At 69.0% G+C, this 20,153-nt stretch carries 9 protein-coding genes; 6 read left to right on the top strand and 3 right to left on the bottom strand.

Annotated elements, in window-relative coordinates; all coding sequences use genetic code 11:
• Positions 1 to 32 precede the first annotated feature (32 nt).
• From UK23_RS27965 to UK23_RS27955, 3 genes are all read left to right on the top strand, one after another.
• Positions 33 to 755 (top strand): thioesterase II family protein, encoded by a 723-nt coding sequence (locus UK23_RS27965; RefSeq protein WP_045314658.1) that lies wholly within the window; start codon positions 33 to 35, stop codon positions 753 to 755.
• A gap of 67 nt (positions 756 to 822) precedes the next feature.
• Positions 823 to 1,860 carry a GDP-mannose 4,6-dehydratase gene (locus UK23_RS27960; RefSeq protein ID WP_045314639.1) on the top strand — a complete coding sequence of 346 codons (1,038 nt, stop codon included), beginning with the start codon at positions 823 to 825 and terminating at the stop codon, positions 1,858 to 1,860.
• A 42-nt stretch (positions 1,861 to 1,902) separates the two neighbouring features.
• Complete coding sequence (locus UK23_RS27955; protein WP_045314638.1) at positions 1,903 to 2,544, top strand: maleylpyruvate isomerase N-terminal domain-containing protein; 642 nt, start codon at positions 1,903 to 1,905, stop codon at positions 2,542 to 2,544.
• Here the strand turns inward: UK23_RS27955 and UK23_RS27950 are convergent.
• Genes UK23_RS27950 through UK23_RS27940 form a run of 3 tightly spaced genes read right to left on the bottom strand, consistent with a single transcriptional unit; the run spans position 2,541 to position 6,659 of the window.
• Positions 2,541 to 3,005 carry a hypothetical protein gene (locus tag UK23_RS27950; protein ID WP_045314637.1) on the bottom strand — a complete coding sequence of 155 codons (465 nt, stop codon included), beginning with the start codon at positions 3,003 to 3,005 and terminating at the stop codon, positions 2,541 to 2,543. The two genes, UK23_RS27955 and UK23_RS27950, sit on opposite strands and share 4 nt — an antisense overlap.
• 43 nt (positions 3,006 to 3,048) lie before the next feature.
• The gene (locus UK23_RS27945) at positions 3,049 to 4,935 is read right to left on the bottom strand and encodes an ABC transporter ATP-binding protein (RefSeq protein WP_045314636.1); all 1,887 of its coding nucleotides are present in this window, start codon (positions 4,933 to 4,935) and stop codon (positions 3,049 to 3,051) included.
• The gene (locus UK23_RS27940) at positions 4,932 to 6,659 is read right to left on the bottom strand and encodes an ABC transporter ATP-binding protein (protein ID WP_045314657.1); all 1,728 of its coding nucleotides are present in this window, start codon (positions 6,657 to 6,659) and stop codon (positions 4,932 to 4,934) included. The genes UK23_RS27945 and UK23_RS27940 overlap by 4 nt, the downstream gene beginning before the upstream one ends.
• 65 nt (positions 6,660 to 6,724) lie before the next feature.
• Here UK23_RS27940 and ccrA point away from each other — a divergent pair, with 65 nt between their 5' ends.
• The 3 genes from ccrA to UK23_RS27925 all read left to right on the top strand — a co-directional run.
• Positions 6,725 to 8,047, top strand: a complete 1,323-nt coding sequence (gene ccrA / locus UK23_RS27935) for a crotonyl-CoA carboxylase/reductase (RefSeq protein WP_045314635.1) — start codon at positions 6,725 to 6,727, stop codon at positions 8,045 to 8,047.
• A gap of 11 nt (positions 8,048 to 8,058) precedes the next feature.
• Complete coding sequence (locus UK23_RS27930; protein WP_045314634.1) at positions 8,059 to 9,273, top strand: cytochrome P450; 1,215 nt, start codon at positions 8,059 to 8,061, stop codon at positions 9,271 to 9,273.
• A gap of 115 nt (positions 9,274 to 9,388) precedes the next feature.
• Positions 9,389 to 20,153 (top strand): type I polyketide synthase (locus tag UK23_RS27925; RefSeq protein WP_045314633.1); only part of this gene is annotated, 10,765 nt, incomplete at its 3' end.

The following is a 20,153-nucleotide window of genomic DNA, read 5'->3' as shown; positions in this document are numbered from 1 at the left end:
TCCTCAGCCCGAACGGTGTTTCGCTGGCAGGCGTGGCTGTTGACACCGGTCTTTGGTTCCGACGACTCTGCGAGGCACCCGACGGGGCTCCCCGGCTGGTGTGCTTCCCGCACGCGGGCGGCGCGGCGAGCTGGTTCCAGCCGTTCGCACCGCATTTCTCCGGCCGGTGCGAGCTGGTCGCGGTCCAGTACCCGGGACGGCAGGACCGCAGGTCAGAGCCGTTGCTGGACGACATCCGGACGGTGGCCGACCAGATCGCGGGGTTGCTGACCCGCGACCGGCCGCTGCACCTGTTCGGCCACAGCATGGGCGCGATGATCGCGTTCGAGGTGGCTCTGCGCTTCGCGCCCGAGCGCCTGTTCGTCTCCGGGCGCCGCGCCCCGCAGATCGTCCGGGACGACCGCGTGCACCTCCGGGACGACGCCGGTCTGATCGAGGAGGTGCGGCGGCTCGCGGGCACGAACGCACGCGTGTTCGACGACGAGGAGCTGGTGCGGATGGTGCTGCCCGCGATCCGCGCCGACTACCGGGCCGCGGAGACCTACCGCTATCGCCCCGGGCCCTTGTTGTCGTGTCCGCTGACCGCGCTGACCGGTGACGCCGATCCGAAGGCCTCGGTGGACGAGGTGTCGTTGTGGCGTGAGCGCACTTCCGGTGTTTTCTCGTTGAACGTGTTCCCCGGCGGCCATTTCTTTCTTTCGGACAACAGAAGTGCCGTCGCCGCTCTCGTTTCCGGCGAATCACCTAGTGCCTGAACCCCTAATTTTGCAAGGGATTCGGGTCCGTCCCGTTGCGGACCTTTGGTGATGAGAGGAAAACGGGATGACCAAGCGGGCACTGATCACCGGGATCACCGGGCAGGACGGGTCGTACCTCGCCGAGCACCTGCTGAAGCAGGGCTACCAGGTGTGGGGATTGATGAGGGGACAGGCGAACCCGCGCAAGATGCGGGTGTCGCGGCTGATGTCCGAACTGTCCTTCGTGGACGGTGACCTGATGGACCAGGCGTCGCTGGTGTCCGCTGTGGACCTGGTGCAGCCGGACGAGGTCTACAACCTCGGCGCCATCTCGTTCGTGCCGATGTCGTGGCAGCAGGCCGAGCTCGTCACCGAGGTCAACGCCATGGGCGTGCTGCGCGTGCTGGAGGCGATCCGCATCGTCTCGGGCCTGTCCAGCAGCCGCCACAACGGCGCTTCGGCCAAGAACATCCGCTTCTACCAGGCGTCGTCGTCGGAGATGTACGGCAAGGCGGCCGAGACGCCGCAGCGCGAGACCACGATCTTCCACCCCCGCAGCCCGTACGGCGTCGCGAAGGCGTACGGCCACTTCATCACCCGCAACTACCGCGAGTCGTTCGGCATGTACGCGGTCGGCGGCATCCTGTTCAACCACGAGTCACCGCGCCGCGGCGCGGAGTTCGTGACCCGCAAGATCTCCCTCGGTGTCGCGAAGATCGCCCAGGGACTGCAGGACAAGCTGGCCCTGGGCAACCTGGACGCGTTGCGCGACTGGGGTTTCGCGGGCGACTACGTGCGCGCCATGCACATGATGCTGCAGCAGGACGAGCCGGAGGACTACGTCGTCGGCACCGGCGAGATGCACTCGGTGCGCGACGCGGTGCGCCTGGCGTTCGAGCACGTCGGCCTCAACTGGGAGGACTACGTCTACATCGACCCGGTGCTGGTCCGCCCGGCCGAGGTCGAGATCCTGTGCGCCGACACCACCCGCGTGCGCGGTGAGCTCGGCTGGAAGCCGGAGGTCGACTTCTCGTCGCTGATGAAGATGATGGTGGAGGCCGACCTGAAGCACGTCGCCACCGAGCACGAGTACGGCGACCTGCTGGCCGCCGCCAGCTGGTAGATCCATCTGCCCCGGATCCGCAGCCGCTGTAGTTTTGCGGCTGTGGATCTTTTTTCGCTTTCCCTGGGGGCGCTGCTCGAAACGGTGGGTGAGCTTTCCGACGACGATTTCGGCAGGCCGTCCGGGTGTGCGGGCTGGCTGGTGCGGGATCTCGTGTGCCACCTCGTGATCGACGCGCAGGACGTGCTGATCACGCTGGTCACACCGACCGCGGACCCGGTCACGCATGATTCCGTGACGTACTGGAAGGCTTCCGATTCGCCGTCCGACGATCCGCTGGCCGCGTTGACCGTGCGGCTCGCGGCGGCCTACGGCGAACCGTGGATGCTGAAGCACCACGTGGACGACGTGGGGCGGGCGGCGTTGCGGGCCGCTGAGCTGGCCGATCCGACGCTCAAGGTCAGCACGCAGGACATGGTGCTGTGCACGTCCGGCTACCTCGGCGCGTACGTCTGGGAGTGGACGCTGCACCACCTCGACCTGGTCATGCACCTTCCGGAAGCCGCTGGTCCGCCTCTGGAAACCCTGGCCCGCTGCCGCGAGATGCTGGAGCAGATCGCGGGCGCGTTCCCGGTGGCGTGGTCCGATGCCGACGTGCTGCTGGTGGGAACGGGTCGGCGCGCGCCGACCGAAGCGGAGCGCGCCGAGCTGGGAGATCTCGCGATCCCGTTCGTGCTGGGCTAGGGGCCACGCCACTGGTTCCGGAACGGCAGGTCGACCGCCACCCAGGTCGCGGGATGCGAGGTCAGCTCGCTCCACGCCACCGCGATGGTCAGCTCGGCCGCCGAGGACAACCGCCAGGTGATCGTGCGGTCGTCGAGGTACTCCACGGTTCCCTCGACGCCCAGCTCCTCCAGCAGGCGGTCCTCGTCCGGTCCGCCGATGGACACCGTCGCCGAGTCGTTCTCGAGCGTGACGGCGTCGAGCCACTCGCCGGAACCGGGGCCGCCGCCGACGTCGGGCGCCGTCGCGGTCAGACGAGCGGTGACCTCCACGTCCTGCCTCGCGGCGAACCGGAAGGTCGCGGTCCACAGCGTCACCCGCGGGAAGTGGTCGGGAATTCGGGGCTCGGCCTTGCTGATGACCACGTCCGCGCCGGGCCGCGCCACGAACGTCACCGGGCCGAGCGGCGTGTCGATGTGCATGCGCACGAGCGTGACACGGCCGCCGGCCCGGTGGCGACCGATTTCAGGCGGTGTAGAGGCGGGCGTAGAACCCGTTGGCGGCAATGAGTTCCTCGTGCGTACCCCGTTCCACCACCGCGCCCTGATCCATCACGACGATCAGGTCGGCGTTGCGGATCGTGGACAGCCGGTGCGCGATGACGAAGCTCGTCCTGCCTGCCCTCAGCGACGTCATCGCCTGCTGGATCAGGACTTCCGTGCGGGTGTCGATCGACGACGTGGCCTCGTCCAGCAGCAGGATCGCGGGCTGGGCGAGGAAGGCGCGGGCGAGCGTGATCAGCTGCCTTTCACCCGCGGACAGCCCGCCGTGCTCCTCGTCGAGCACGGTGTCGTAGCCGTCGGGCAGCGACCGCACGAACCGGTCCACGCACATGGCTTTCGCCGCTTCGACGACCTCTTCGCGGGTCGCGCCGGGCCGTCCGTAGGCGATGTTCTCGGCGATCGTGCCCTCGAACAGCCACGTGTCCTGCGAGACCAGCCCGATGGCGGAGCGGAGGTCCTCGCGGGTCATCGCGGTGATGTCGGTGCCGTCCAACAGGATCCGGCCGTCATCGAGCTCGTAGAACCGCAGCAGCAGGTTGCCCAGCGTCGTCTTGCCCGCACCGGTCGGCCCGACGATCGCGACGAGCTGGCCGGGGGAGGCGGTGAGCGACAGGTCGTCGATCAGCGGCTTCTCCGGCACGTACCGGAACGACACGTGCGAGAACTCGACGTGCCCGCGCACGGGCGAGACCTTCGCCGGGTCGGCCGGAGCCGGCGACTGCTCCGGCTCGTCCAGCAGCTCGAACACCCGCTGGGCGGACGCGATTCCGGACTGCAGCTGGCCGGAGAAGTTCGCGACGTCGATGATCGGCCGGGAGAACATGCCGGAGTACTGGATGAACGCCTGCACGTCACCGATCGACACGGTGCCGGTGGCGACCCTCAAAGCCCCCACCACGGCCACGAGCACGTAGTTGAGGTCGGTGATGAACCTCGTGGCCGGCCCGATCAGCCCGGAGATCGCCTGGGCGCCGAACGACGACCGGTACATGGTCTCGTTGCGCTCGGCGAACTCCCGCGCCGCCTGCTCCTGCCGCCCGAACGCGGTGATCAGCGCGTGCCCGCTGTACATCTCCTCGACGTGCGCGTTCAACGCCCCGGTCGACTGCCACTGCTGGGCGAACTTAGGCATGGCGCGCTTGGAGATCCACGCCGCCAGCACCAGCGCGATCGGCACGCAGATCAGCACCAGCACGGCCAGTTCGACGGAGATCACCAGCATGATCGCCAGCACGCCGGCGACGCTGACGACGCTCGTCAGCATCTGGCCGATGGACAGCTGCACGGTCCGCTGCAGGTTGTCGACGTCGTTGGAGACACGGGAAAGGACCTCGCCGCGCGGGTTGCGGTCGAAGTAGGCCAGCGGAAGCCGGGTGAGCTTCGCGTCGATCTCCTCGCGCAGCTTGTAGACGGCGTGCTGGACGATGTTGTTGACGACCCAGCCCTGCACCAGCATCGACAGCGAGCCGATCACGTACAGGCCGAGGATGAACAGCAGCAGCAGGCCGAGTGCCGGGAAGTCGACGCCCTGTCCGGGGACGATGTGGACGGTGCTGATGACGTTGGCGAGCGTGTCCTTGCCCTCGTCGCGCAGCTGGGCCAGGATCTGCTCCTGGGTGGCGCCGGCGGGCAGGCCGCGGCTGACCAGGCCGGTGAAGATGAGGTCGGTGGCGCGGCCGAGCAGGATCGGGCCGAGCAGGTTGAGCCCGATCGTCACGACCGCGAGCGAGCCGATCACGACGAGCTTTCCCTTGTACGGCAACAGCAACCCGAACAGTCGTTTCGTGGCGCCGGGTTTCTTCTCCTCAGGTGCTGTCGTCGTGAGTTCGGGATCGGCGAGCAGTGTCATCGGACGGCCCCTCCCACAGGCTGGGAGCCGGCGATCTCCCGGTAGGTCTGGTTGGCCGCGATCAGCTCGGCGTGCGTGCCGGAGCCGACGACCTGGCCGTCCTCCAGCACGACGACCCGCGACGCCGCCTCGACGGTGCTGATCCGCTGGGTGACCAGCAGGATGGTGGCGGTGCCGAGTTCTTGTTCCAGCGCTGTGCGCAGACGGGCCTCGGTGCCGAGGTCGAGTGCGGAGAAGCAGTCGTCGAGCAGGTAGATCTCGGGCCTGCGCACCAACGTCCTGGCGATGGCGAGTCGTTGTCTCTGTCCACCTGAGACGTTCGTTCCGCCCTGCGTGATCGGCGCGTCGAGACCGAGCGGCCGGACGAACTCGGCGGCCTGCGCGATCTCCAGCGCGTGCCACAGCTCGTCGTCGGTCGCGTCTTCCGCGCCGTAGCGGAGGTTCGACGCGATCGTGCCGCTGAACAGGTGAGCCTTCTGCGGCACGTACCCGATGACCTTGTGCAGTGCCAACGGGTCGAGGTCGCGGATGTCCACGCCGTTGATCCGCACCTGGCCGCCCGTGACGTCGTAGAGCCTCAGAGCCAACGACAGCAGCGTCGACTTGCCGCTGCCCGTGCTGCCCAGGATCGCGATCGTCTCGCCCGGCCTGGCCACGAGGTCGATGTCCCGCAGCACCGGTTTCTCGGCGCCGGGATAGCCGAACGTGGCGCCGCGCAACTCCAGGTGCCCACGCGTCCGCATTGCCGTGATGGGCTTCTCCGGCTGCTTGATGCTCGATTCCGCCTGCAGCACCTCGTTCACGCGGCCCGCCGACACCGCGGCGCGCGGGGCCTCGGTGAACACCAGCATCGCCATGATGATCGCGACGATGATCAGCGTGATGTAGGACAGCAGCGCGAGCAGTGCGCCGAGCTGCATGCTGCCGTCGTTGATGCGGTGGCCGGAGAACCAGATGATCGCGATGGTCAGCACGTTCATGATGGTCATGACCATCACCGGCATCGCCGCCATGATCTGGCCGACCCGGCGCGAGGTGCCGTAGAGGTCGCGGTTCGTGGCGTCGAAGCGGCCGCGTTCGTGCGGGTCGCGGACGAACGCCCGGATCACCCGCACGCCGGTGATCTGCTCGCGCAGCAGGTGGTTGATGCGGTCTAGGAAGCGCTGCACGGCCTCGTAGAACGGCGAGAGCCTGCCCAGCATCAGCACGAGACCGATGATCACGATCGCGACCAGCGCGATCAGGATCGTGGACACCGGCACGTCCTGCACCAGCGCCAGCGCGACACCGCCGACGCACATGATGATCGCCGACACCGCGACGTCCGCGGTGGTCAGCACGATGCTCTGGACCTGCCCGACGTCGTTGACGGTCCTGGTGATCAGCGACGGCGCGCCGATCTGGTCGACCTCGCGGGCACTGAGGTTCATCACCTTGCGGAACACCTTCTGCCGCAGATCCCGGCCGAGACCGGAGGACGCGCGGGAGCTGAGCAGCATGGCGCCGCTCGCGGTGAGGATCTGCACGGCCGCCACGCCGAGCATGGTCAGTCCGGTGCTCCAGATGTAGCCGGCGTCGCCTCGGAGCACCCCGTTGTCGATGATCTGCGCGTTGAGCGTGGGCAGCAGCAGGGTCGCGGCTGTCTGGACCAGCTGCAGCGCCACCAGGAGCACGAGTGTTCCCCGGTAGGGCCGGAGGTGGTGGTTCAGGAATCTGACGAGCACGCGGTCCAGCAGACCGCAGTTTCTCACGGAGATTCCCTAGCGTTCGCTCTCCTACCGTCTAGGGCATGAGCGAAATCCTCAGCGCCATCGAATCGGACGACGCGGTGGCGCGGGACTTCGAGGCGCTACCGGTGCCCGGCAGCTACCGCGCGGTGGTCGTGGAGGAGACCGACGCGGACATGTTCGCGGGCCTCTCGTCGCGCGACAAGGACCCGCGGCGGTCGCTGAAGGTCCGCGAGGTCGCGACGCCCCCGCTGGCTCCTGGCGAGGCGTTGATCGCCGTGATGGCGTCCGCGATCAACTACAACACGGTGTGGACGTCGATCTTCGAGCCGGTGTCGACGTTCGGGTTCCTGCGTCGCCTCGGTGGCCGGCATGCTTTGCCGTACCACGTGGTGGGTTCCGATCTCGCCGGTGTCGTGCTGCGCGTCGGGCCTGGTGTTTCCGTGTGGAAGCCGGGCGATCGGGTTGTCGCGCACTGCCTGGACGTGCCGCTGGAGCACCCTGACGGCCACAACGACACGATGCTGGACCCGCGGCAGCGGATCTGGGGTTTCGAGACGAACTTCGGCGGTCTGGCCGATCTGGCTTTGGTCAAGGCGAACCAGCTGATGCCGAAGCCCGAGCACCTGACGTGGGAAGAGGCCGCTTCTCCCGGTCTCGTGAACTCCACCGCGTACCGGCAGCTCGTGTCGGTCAACGGCGGCAACATGAAGCAGGGCGACACGGTCCTGATCTGGGGTGCTTCCGGCGGACTCGGTTCGTACGCCACGCAGTTCGCGTTGAACGGCGGCGCGACTCCTGTCTGCGTCGTGTCATCGCCGGACAAGGCCGCGCTCTGCCGTGCGATGGGTGCCTCGCTGATCATCGACCGCTCTGCCGAGGGTTATCAGTTCTGGAAGGACGAGCACACGCAGGACCCGCGCGAGTGGAAGCGTTTCGGCGCCCGCATCCGTGAGCTGACCGGCGGCGAGGACCCGGACATCGTCTTCGAGCACCCTGGCCGGGAGACGTTCGGCGCCTCGGTTTTCGTGGCACGCAAGGGCGGCAAGATCGTCACCTGTGCTTCCACCTCCGGCTACCTGCACCAGTACGACAACCGCTACCTGTGGATGAACCTGAAGTCGATCGTGTCCTCTCATTTCGCGAACTACCGCGAGGCGTGGGAGGCGAACCGCCTGGTGGCCAAGGGGAAGATCCACCCGACACTGTCCAAGGTGTACTCGCTCGACGAGACCGGCCAGGCGGCGTTCGACGTGCACCGCAACGCGCACCAGGGCAAGGTCGGCGTGCTGTGCCTGGCGCCGTCCGAAGGCCTCGGCGTGCTGGACCACGAGCTGCGCGACAGAAATCTCGGCGCGATCAACCGATTCCGCACCTCTACCTGAAGGTTCCCGCGATGACGGAAGAAGTAGTCGCGCCGGCTTCGGCGTGCCCGTTCCCGTTCGCCCGCGACCCGCACCGCCCGCTGGACCTGCCGCCGGAGTACGGCCGCCTGCGCGCGGACCGCCCGGTGCAGAAGGTCGTCACGCCGGCGGGAGACACGGCGTGGCTGGTCGCCCGTTACCACGACGTGCGGGCGCTGCTGGCTGACACCGAACGGTTCTCGGCCGAGGTGATGAACCCCGGCTACCCGCGGTACCTGTTCCCGGTCGACCCGCAGCCGGGCGCGTTCGTGACGGTCGACCCGCCTGACCACACCCGCTACCGGCGCATGATCATGTCGATGTTCACCAAGAAGAAGGCCGAGGAGGTCCGTCCGTCGGCGCAGAAGCTGGTGGACGAGCGGATCGACGCGATCCTGAAGCTGCCGCAGCCGGTCGACCTGGTCACGCACTTCGCGCGCCCGATCCCGTTGACCGTCGTCTGCGAGCTCCTGGGCGTCCCTTACAAGGACCGGCTGGCGTTCGGCCGCTGGATCAACACCCTGGTCGAAACCACGTCCTCCCAGGCACATCGCAACGCCGCGGCGGGTGCTCTCTTCGGCTACCTGACCAAGCTGGTGGCCCAGAAGGAAAAAGAGCCGACCGACGACGTGCTGGGCCGTCTCGTGACTCAGCAGATGGCCGCGGGCGAGCTCAAACGCGAAGAAGCCGTGGTCATCGGCATGATGCTGTTGTCGGCAGGCTACGACACGACGGCGTCGTCGATCGCTCTGAGCATCCTGACGCTGCTGGAGCACCCGGAACAGCTCGTGAAGCTGCGCGAGAACCCGGACCTCATCGTGGGTGCCGTCGAAGAACTGTTGCGGCACCAGAACGTCATGCAGTGCGGTGTCGGCCGGGTGGCCAAAGTGGACCTGGAGATCGCCGGCCAGCCGATCAAGGCGGGGGAGGGGATCATCGCCCTGCTGTCCTCCGCCGATCGTGACTCGTCGGTGTATGCCGACCCCGACTCGTTGGACATCACGCGCAAGGACTCGACTCCGCTGGCGTTCGGGCACGGCATCCATTCGTGCATCGCGAAGTTCCTGTCCCGGGTGGAGCTTCAGGTCGCTCTGCTGACGTTGATCACCCGCATTCCCACACTGGCTCTGGCCAAGCCCGCCGACGAACTCCGCTTCCGCGACGGCGCGATCGTCTACTCGCTGCGGGAGCTCCCCGTGGTGTGGTGACGTGCTTTTCGTTGGGGCGCCTCTCTTGTAGGGGCGCCCCTGTTCGTTTCTAGGGGTATGCCAGGCGCTTCTTCGCGAGGATTCCTGCAGGTCGCGTCTCGAGATGGGTTGAGGGATGGACAACGAACAGAAGCTCCGGGACTACCTCCGCCGGGCCAGTACGGACCTTCAGCGCACCAAGAGGCGCCTGCAGGACCTGGAATCGGCCGCGTCGGAACCGATCGCCGTCGTGGGCATCGGCTGCCGCTTCCCCGGCGGGGTGCGCAGTCCCGAAGATCTGTGGCAGATGGTCGTGAACGGCGAGCACGGCATCCGTGCGTTTCCCACGGACCGCGGCTGGGACCCGGAGATGCTCGCCCTGTCGTCGAGCGACCAGGGCGGCTTCCTGGAGGGCGCGGGCGAGTTCGACGCCGACTTCTTCGGCATCTCGCCGCGCGAAGCCCTCGGCATGAACCCGCAGCAGCGCGTGCTGCTCGAGGTCACCTGGGAAGCCCTGGAACGGGCGGGCATCGACCCGCACGCCCTGAAGGGCTCCTCGACCGCCGTCTTCGCGGGCGCGATGAACCAGGACTACCAGCTCGGCCCGGGCGAGGGCGGCGAGGGCATGGTCCTGCTGGGTTCCTCGAACTCGGTGATCTCGGGCCGAATCTCCTACACCCTGGGCTTCGTCGGCCCTTCGGTGACGCTGGACACCGCGTGCTCTTCTTCTTTGGTGGCAATGCATCTCGCGATGCAGTCCCTCCGCGCGGGCGAGTCGTCTCTGGCTCTGGCCGGTGGCGTCACGGTGATGGCCAACCCGGCGACGTTCGTGGAGTTCTCACGCCAGGGCGGCCTGTCCTCCGACGGCCGCTGCCGCTCCTTCTCCGACTCGGCCGACGGCACGGGTTGGTCCGAGGGCGTCGGCATGCTGGTGCTGGAGCGCTTGTCGGACGCTCGGCGCAACGGGCATGAGGTGCTGGCCGTGCTGCGCGGCTCGGCCGTCAACCAGGACGGCGCCTCCAACGGCCTGACCGCCCCGAACGGCCCCTCCCAGCAACGCGTAATCCAGGCCGCCCTGGTCAACGCCCGCCTGTCGAGCGACCAGATCGACGTCGTCGAAGCGCACGGCACCGGCACCGTCCTCGGCGACCCGGTAGAAGCCCAGGCCCTGCTGGCCACCTACGGCCGCAGCCGCCCGGCCTCACAGCCCCTGCTGCTCGGCTCGATCAAGTCCAACATCAGCCACACCCAGGCCGCCGCGGGCGTGGCCGGCGTGATCAAGATGATCATGGCCATCCGCGCGGGCATCGTCCCGCCAACCCTGGGCGTCGACACCCCGTCCACCCACGTCGACTGGGACGCGGGCGCCGTCCAGCTGGTCACCTCGACCACCCCCTGGCCTGCCACGGGCCAACCCCGCCGCGCCGCCGTCTCCTCGTTCGGCCTCTCGGGCACCAACGCCCACACGATCATCGAGGAAGCACCCGCCCCAGAACCGGCGCGCCAGGAATTGTCAGACCCTTCTGAGACGATTGGGATGGGGGGTGGCTCCCCCCAGGGGGCCCGCGAATCCGTATCGATTCCGAGCGCCGGGGCCACGCCGATCGAGCGCGGCACCGTGCCGTTCCTGATCTCGGGCCGCTCCCGCGAGGCGTTGCGCGCCCAGGCCGAGCGCCTGCTGTCCGCCGTCGACGCGCACGACCCGGCCGGCGGGTTCGACAACCTCGACCTCGCCTACTCTCTCGCGACCACCCGCGCGTCGTTCGACCACCGCGCCGCCATCGTCGGCGACCTCCGCACCGGCCTCGAAGCCCTCGCCACCGGCACCCTCGCTCCCGGCCTCACCCAGGGCACCGCCGCCCGCACCAAGCAGGCCTTCCTGTTCACCGGCCAAGGCGCTCAGCGCACGAGCATGGGCAAGGACCTCTACACGCGCTTCCCAGTGTTCGCCGAGGCGTTCGACGCGGTTCTGAACCACCTCGACCCGAGCCTCAAAACCATCATCTGGGGCGACAACGCGGAAGCCCTCGACCAAACCCGCAACACCCAGCCCGCGCTGTTCGCCATCGAGGTCGCCCTCTACCGCCTCGCCGAGTCGTGGGGCCTGAAACCGGACTTCGTCGCCGGCCACTCCATCGGCGAGATTGCCGCCGCGCACATCGCCGGTGTGTTCAGCCTCGAAGACGCCGCGAAGCTCATCACCGCCCGCGCCACCCTGATGCAGAACCTTCCGCCCGGCGGCGTGATGATCGCGCTCCAGGCCACCGAGGACGAGGTCACCCCGCACCTCACCGACAACGTCTCCATCGCCGCCATCAACGGCCCCACGAGCATCGTCATCGCCGGCACCGAAGCAGCAGCCCGCGAAGTCGCGGCCAACTTCGAGAAGACCAAGCAGCTCAAGGTCTCCCACGCGTTCCACTCGCCGCTGATGGAGCCGATGCTCGACGACTTCAAGCAGGCCATCGCCGAAATCACCTTCGAAGCACCGATCATCCCGCTCATCTCGAACCTCACCGGCGAGCAGGCCCGCGTCGAGCAGATCACCACCGCCGACTACTGGGTCAGCCACGTCCGCGAGGCAGTCAGGTTCGCCGACGGCATCACCTGGCTCACCACCCACGGCGTCACCCAGTTCGTCGAGATCGGCCCCGACGGCATCCTCTCCGCACTGGTCGAAGAGGGCGCCACACCGCTGCTCCGCAAGGGCCGCAACGAGGTCGAGGCGATCACCACCGCGCTGGCGAACCTCCACGTCCGCGGCACGAAGATCGACTGGCAGGCTTATTTCGCGCACACCAACGCCAAGCGCATCGACCTGCCCACGTACGCGTTCCAGACCAAGCACTACTGGCCCAAGGGCGGCGGCGGTTTCCACGACCCGCGCGCCGCCGGTCTCGGCGCGGCACACCACCCGCTGCTCACGGCGACCGTCTCCTTCGCCGACCAGGACGGCGCGCTGCTCACCGGCCGCCTCACCCGCCAGACCCACCCGTGGCTCGTCGACCACGCCGTGCGAGGCGCGGTCCTGTTGCCCGGCACGGCTTATCTCGAACTCGCCATCCGCGCGGGCGACGAGGTCGGCTGCGACCGCGTCGAAGAGCTCACGCTGACCGCACCGCTGATCGTCCCCGAACGCGGCGGCGTCCAGGTGCAGTTGTGGATCGGCAACGCCGACGCCAACGGCCGCCGCACCGTCAAGATCTACTCGCGCGCCGAGGGTTCCGACGACGAACCCTGGACGCAGCACGCGATCGGCGTTCTGGGCGCCCCCGCCCGCGAAGCCGCCTTCGACGCCACGGTGTGGCCACCCGCCGGCGCCACACCTCTCGACACCGACGGCTGCTACGACAACTTCGCCGCGATGGGCTTCGAGTACGGGCCTGTCTTCCAAGGCCTGCGTCAAGCCTGGCGCGCCGGGGACGGCGTCGTGTACGCCGAGGTGTCGCTTCCCGAAGGTGTCGACCCGGCCGGATTCGGCCTGCACCCGGCACTTCTCGACGCCGCCCTGCACGCCGCGCTGATCTCGGGTGAGGGCGAGGCCGGGCTGCCGTTCTCGTGGGAGGGCGTCTCGCTGCACGCGACCGGCGCCTCCACGCTGCGCGTCCGCCTGACCCGTTCCGGCGACAACGCCTACGCCATCGCGGCCGTCGACGGTGCCGGCAAGCCGGTCGCCTCGGCCGATTCGCTGGTGGTGCGCGCGGTCGCAGCAGAGTCCACTGTGGACCGAGACGCGCTGTTCCAGGTCGACTGGGTGCCCGTGACGGTTCCGGCCGCTGCCGACTCCGCTGCCCTGGTCATCCCGCTGCGGGGCAACGAGGACGTCGTCGCTTCGGTCCACGAACTGACCGAGCGAGTTCTCGGCCTGCTGCAAGAAGAACGCGACGAGCGCGTCGTCTTCGTCACGAACAGCGCGGACCTGGCATCGGCCGCGGTGTGGGGAATGGTGCGTTCGGCGCAGTCCGAGTCGCCCGGCCGTTTCTCGCTGATCGAGCTCGACGGCACCGACGCCTCCGACGCCGCGCTCGCTGCCGCTGTCGCCTCCGAGGAGCCGCAGCTGGCGTTGCGGAACGGTGAGGTCTACGCGCCGCGCCTGGCCCGCGCCGACATCGGGGAAGCTCCGATCGAGTGGGGCTCCAAGGTCCTGATCACCGGCGGCACCGGCGGCCTGGGCAAGATCGTCGCCAAGCACCTCGTCACCGAACACGGCGTGCGCGAGCTCGTACTGGTGTCACGTCGTGGCACGGGTGACGTGTCGGAGCTGGAGTCGTTGGGCGCCAGCGTTTCCGTGGTCGCGTGCGATGTCACCGACGCCTCGGCGGTCGCTGCCTTGGTCTCCGGGCACGAGATCACCGCCGTCGTGCACAGCGCCGGCGTCCTGGACGACGGCGTCATCTCGTCGCTCACGCCGGAGCGGCTGCACCCGGTGCTGGCTCCGAAGGTCGACGCCGCCTGGAACCTGCACGTCGCGCTGCCCGGCGTGCCGCTGGTGCTGTTCTCGTCGCTGGCCGGCACGTGGGGAACGGCCGGGCAGGCGAACTACGCGGCAGGCAACCACTTCCTGGACGCCTTGGCCGAGTTCCGCCGTTCCACCGGTGCTCCCGCGGTGTCTTTGGCATGGGGCGCGTGGGCGGGCGACGGCATGCTCACCGACCAGGACGCCGAACGCATGACGCGATCAGGTATGCCTCCGCTGACCGTCGAACAGGGCCTCAGCCTGTTCGACCGCGCGGTGGCATCCACCACCGCCGCCGCACTGGTGCCCGCACGCCTCGACCTCGCGACGTTGCGGCAGCGCGGCGAGGTGCCGCCGTTGCTGCGCGGCCTGATCCGCGTCCGGACCCGCCGTGCTGCCTCTGGTTCGGAGACCGCCGACACGTTGATCCGCAGGCTTTCCGGCCTCGGCGCGGAAGAGCGCTCCGACGCGGTGCTGGAGCTGGTCCGCGGTCAGGTCGCGGCCGTCCTCGGCCATGCGAGCGGCGACGAGATCGAGCCCACGCGCCAGTTCCAGGACCTCGGCTTCGACTCGCTGACCGCCGTCGAGCTGCGCAACCAGCTGACCGCCGTGACCGGCCTGCGCCTGCCCGCGACGATGGTGTTCGACTACCCGACACCGGTCGCACTGTCCGCGCACCTGCTGGACGAACTGTCCGACGGCGACGCGGATGCCGTTGTGCCAGTGCAGGTCCAGGCCGCCGGCTCGGACGACCCGATCGTGATCGTCGGCATGGGCTGCCGCTACCCGGACGGCATCGGCTCCGCGGACGACCTGTGGCGCCTGGTGTCCGAGGGCGGCGACGCGGTCTCCGGCCTGCCGTCGAACCGCGGCTGGGACCTGGAGAACCTCTACCACCCCGACCCCGACCACCCCGGCACGACCTACTCGCGCTCCGGCGGCTTCCTGCACGACGCGGGCGAGTTCGACGCCGGCTTCTTCGGCATGTCACCCCGCGAGGCTCTCGGCACCGACTCGCAGCAACGCATCCTGCTGGAGGTCGTCTGGGAGGCGGTCGAACACGCCGGAATCGACCCGGTGTCGTTGCGCGGCACGCAAACCGGCGTCTTCGCGGGCGTCATGTACAACGACTACGGGGCGCGTTTGGGCGGCGGCGACTTCGAGGGCTTCCAGGGTTCCGGCACCTCACCGTCCATTGTGTCCGGTCGTGTCTCCTACACCCTGGGCTTGGAAGGCCCGGCGGTCACGGTCGACACCGCCTGCTCTTCTTCTTTGGTGGCAATGCACTGGGCGATGCAGGCGCTGCGGGCGGGGGAGTGCTCGCTCGCGCTGGCCGGTGGCGTGACGGTCATGTCGACGCCGACCGCGTTGATCGAGTTCTCCCGGCAGCGCGGTCTGTCGCCGGACGGCCGGTGCAAGGCGTTCTCCGACTCGGCCGACGGTGTGGGCTGGTCCGAGGGGGCCGGTGTGGTCGTGCTGGAGCGCCTCTCCGACGCCCAGCGCAACGGCCACCCCGTTCTCGCCGTGATCCGCGGTTCGGCGGTGAACCAGGACGGCGCGTCGAACGGCTTGATGGCGCCGAACGGACCGGCTCAGCAGCGTGTGATCCGTGCCGCGCTGGCGAACGCCGGGCTCGCTTCGTCCGATGTGGACGTCGTCGAAGCGCACGGCACCGGCACGACGCTGGGTGACCCGATCGAGGCGCAGGCCCTTCTCGCGACCTACGGCCAGAACCGCACGGAACCGCTGCTCCTCGGCTCGGTGAAGTCGAACATGGGCCACACGCAGGCCGCCGCCGGTGTCGCCGGCGTGATCAAGATGGTGCAGGCGATGCGTCACGGCGTCGTGCCGCAGACGCTGCACGTCACCACGGCTTCCTCGCACGTCGACTGGACCGAGGGCGCCGTCGAACTGCTGACCTCGTCGCGGTCCTGGCCTGCGGTTTCCCGGCCGCGACGTGCGGGTGTCTCGTCGTTCGGCATCTCGGGCACCAACGCCCACGTCATCATCGAGCAGCCGCCGGCCGCCGGCGTTCCGGGTTCCGCGCCTTCGGACGTCGTCGTGCCGGTGGTGTTGTCCGGTCGCACCCGCCGTGCCGTGCGCGGACAGGCCGCGCGCCTGCGTTCGTTCGTCGAGTCGTCTGATGTCACGCTCCACGACCTGGCCTTCTCTCTCGCGACGACGCGTTCGGCGTTCGAACAGCGAGCGGCGATAGTGGCTAACGATCGTGAGACCCTGTTGCGTTCGCTAGGGGCTCTCGCAACCGAGAATGCCGACCCCGCCGTGGTCGAGGGGGAGGTGGCGCCGGGCAAGGTGGCGTTCCTGTTCTCCGGCCAGGGATCGCAGCGCCTCGGCATGGGCCGCGAGCTCTACGTCCGCTACCCGGTGTTCGCCACCGCGCTCGACGAGGTGCTCGACCGCCTGCCCGTTCGCGACGTCATGTGGGGCTCCTCCGAGGAGGAGCTGCAGCAGACCGGCAACGCCCAGCTGGCCCTGTTCGCCTTCGAGGTCGCGCTGTTCCGTCTCGTCCGCTCGTGGGGGGTGAAGGTCAACGCTCTCGTAGGCCACTCGATCGGCGAGATCGCCGCCGCCCACGTGGCCGGTGTCCTCTCTCTCGACGACGCCTGCACCCTCGTGTCGGCCCGCGCCCGCCTGATGCAGGCGCTCCCGGCCGGCGGCGCCATGGTCGCCATCCAGGCAACGGAAGCCGAAGTCACCCCGCTGCTCACCGCGGGCGTCTCGATCGCCGCGATCAACAGCCCGGACTCCGTGACCATCGCGGGCGTTGCGCAAGAGGTTCTAACGATCGTTACAAGCTTTAACGATCGCAAGACCAGGCAACTTCCGGTATCGCACGCGTTCCACTCGCCACTGATGGAGCCGATGCTCGACGAGTTCCGCGCGGTCGTGGCGGGCCTGTCGTTCGCGACGCCGTCGATCCCGCTGCACACGTCCGGGGACGTGACCTCGCCCGGTTACTGGGTCTCACACGTGCGAGAGGCTGTCCGGTTCCACGACAACGTCGAGGCGGCCCGCGCTGCCGGCGTGACGACGTTCGTGGAGATCGGGCCCGAGGGCGCTCTCTCGGCACTGGTCGACGGGGCGATCCCGGTCCTGCGCAAGGACCGTTCGGAAGAGGCCTCGGTCGCGCTGGCGCTGGGACGCCTGTTCGCCACCGGTGTGTCCGTCGACTGGAAGGCCTACTTCGGCCCGGCGCACCGCGTGGCGTTGCCGACCTACGCCTTCCAGCACGAGTACTACTGGCCGCTGGGCTCCGTCGCTCCGGCGGTCGCTGACGCTGACCCGGCGGACGCCAAGCTGTGGGCGGCCATCGAACGCGGCGACGCCCGTGAGCTCGCGGCCCTGCTGAGGCTGGGGGAGGAGCAGAGCGCCTCGCTGGACTCGCTGATCCCCGCCCTGTCGTCGTGGCGTGCGGGCAACCAGGAGAAATCGCTGCTCGACTCGTGGCGCTACCGGGTGCTGTGGGCGCCGGTCCGCATCACGGGCACGCCGGTCCTGTCCGGCCACATCACGGTTCTGACGACTCCGGCTGTCGACGCCGAGCCTTACCGCGCCACGCTCGCCGCTTACGGCGCCGAGGCCACGGTCGTCACGTCGATCGCGGACATTCCTGAGTGCGATCTCGTGGTGTCGTTGGTGGCGCTGGACCAGTCGCCCGCTCAGGTGCTGACCGCCGGCCTGGAGCAGTCGATTCTGCTCGTCAAGTCGGTAGAGGCGCCGATCTGGGCGGTCACGTCCGGTGCTGTCGCCGCCGAGACTTCCGACTCGGTGCGCTCCGCCGCGCAGGCCGCCGTGTGGGGCTTCGGCCGTGCGGCAGCGCTGGAGTACCCGCAGCGCTGGGCCGGTCTGATCGACATGCCCGAGGTGCTCGACGAGAACGCGTTGCGCCGCTTCGTGTCCTGCGTCGCGGGTCTCGAAGGCGAAGATCAGCTGGCCGTGCGGTCGTCCGGCGTCATGGGACGTCGTCTGGCGCATCGTCCGGTCGACGCGCTGCCGTCCGACTACACCGCGAACGGCACGGTGCTGATCACCGGCGGCACCGGCGGACTTGGTGCCACGACGGCGAAGTGGCTCGCTGAGCGCGGTGTTTCCGGGCTGGTGCTGACTTCCCGCCGCGGCATGGACGCGCCGGGCGCCGCCGAGCTGAAGGCGGCGCTGGAGGAACTCGGCCCGCGGGTCTCGATCGTCGCCTGCGATGTCGCCGACCGTGAGGCGCTTTCCGTTGTCCTCGAGGGCATCTCCGATCTGTCCGGTGTCGTGCACACGGCTGGTGCCGCGCAGCACGCTCCTCTCGAGCTGACGTCGCTGGACGACTTCGCGGATGTGTTGTCCGCCAAGGTGACCGGTGCCGCGAACCTCGACGCGCTGGTCGGCGAGGTCGACTTCTTCGTGCTGTTCGGCTCGATCGCGGGCGTGTGGGGCAGTGGTGGCCAGGCCGCCTACGGCGCCGCGAACGCCTACTGCGACGCCCTCGCCGAGGCGCGCCGCGCACGTGGCCTGCGGGCGACGTCGATCGCGTGGGGCCCGTGGGCCGAGGTCGGCATGGCGACCCACGAGGCCATGTCCGACAACCTGGCGCGCCGCGGTTTGACGTTCCTGCAGCCGGACCAGGCCGTCGTCGAGCTGAACCGTGCCGTGATGCACGACGACACCTGCGTCACCGTCGCCGACATCGACTGGGACACCTACTTCCCGCTGTTCACCTCGGTGCGCCCGTCCGCGCTGCTGGCAGATCTGCCCGAGGTCAGGGCTTTGACGGTCGTCGAGGAGGTTCGCCGCGACGACTCGGAGTTCGCACGCAAGCTGCGTTCACTGTCCGAAGAGGACCAGAAGCTCAAGCTGGTCGAACTCGTCCGCGCCGAAGCCGCCGCGACGCTCGGCCACAGCTCGATCGAGGAGGTGGGGGAGAACCGCGCGTTCCGCGACATCGGGTTCGACTCGCTGACCGCCGTGGAGTTGCGCAAGAAGCTGTCCGACGCCACCGGTCTGTCGTTGCCCGCCACCCTGGTCTTCGACTACCCGACACCCGTCGTGCTCGCCGATCACCTGCTCGCTGAACTGCTCGGCTCGGCAGCGGAAGCCTTGACCTACTCGGCGAACATCGACTCGGACGAGCCGATCGCGATCGTCGGCATGAGCTGCCGTTTCCCGGGCGACGCCAACACTCCCGAGGCGTTCTGGGAGATGGTGCTCGCCGGCACGGACGCGATCACGGAGTTCCCGGCGGACCGCGGCTTCGACATGGCGCAGATGTACGACCCGGACCCCGACCGTCCCGGCACCACCTACACCACCGCCGGCGGCTACCTGCCCGGCGCGGGCGACTTCGACCCGTCGTTCTTCGGCATCTCACCGCGCGAAGCCACGGGCATGGACCCGCAACAGCGCCTGCTCCTCGAAACCACCTGGGAGGCCGTGGAACGCGCGGGCATCGACCCGGCCGCGTTGCGCGGCAAGAAGGTCGGCGCGTTCATCGGCTCCTCCTACATCGAGTACGGCGGCGGTGACGGCGGCTCCGAGGGCTACCAGGTCACCGGCACCTCGCCTTCGGTGCTGTCCGGTCGTGTCGCCTACGTGTTCGGCTTCGAGGGTCCGGCCGTCACCGTCGACACCGCCTGCTCTTCTTCTCTGGTGGCAATGCACCTCGCGTGCCAGTCGCTGCGCACCGGCGAGTCCGCGTTCGCCGTGGCCGGTGGCGCGACGATCATGCCGAACCCCAAGCCGCTGATCGCCTTCTCCCGCCAACGCGCCCTCGCCCGCGACGGCCGCTGCAAGTCGTTCTCCGACTCCGCCGACGGCATGATCCTCTCCGAGGGCATCGGCATGCTCCTGCTGATGCGCCAGTCCGACGCTGTGGCTGCGGGCCATCGCATCCTGGCCGTGATCCGCGGCTCGGCCGTCAACCAGGACGGCGCCTCCAACGGCCTGTCCGCCCCGAACGGCCCGTCGCAGCAACGCGTGATCATGCAGGCTCTCGCCAACTCCGGCGTGGCCACCAACGACATCGACGCCCTCGACGCCCACGGCACCGGCACCTCTCTGGGCGACCCCATCGAAGCCCAGGCCCTCTTCAACACCTACGGCCGCGACCGCGACGCCGACCGCCCGCTGCTCCTGGGCTCGGTGAAGTCGAACATCGGCCACACCCAGTCGGCCGCGGGCGTCGCCTCGGTCATCAAGATGGTCATGGCCCTGCAGCACGGCGTCCTGCCCCGCACCCTGCACGCCGCCGAGCCCTCGACCCACGTCGACTGGACCCCGGGCACCATCGCCCTACTCCAGGACACGACCCAGTGGCCGGAAACCGGCCGGGCCCGCCGTTGCGCCGTCTCGTCCTTCGGCATCAGCGGCACGAACGCCCACGTGATCTTGGAGCAGGCCGCGGGGATCCCCCCGTTCTCCAGCGTACCGAACGAAAACGCTG

It is taken from the genome of Lentzea aerocolonigenes (assembly GCF_000955955.1).
GTDB lineage: Bacteria > Actinomycetota > Actinomycetes > Mycobacteriales > Pseudonocardiaceae > Lentzea > Lentzea aerocolonigenes_A.
This window is presented reverse-complemented; position numbering and strand designations above follow the sequence as displayed.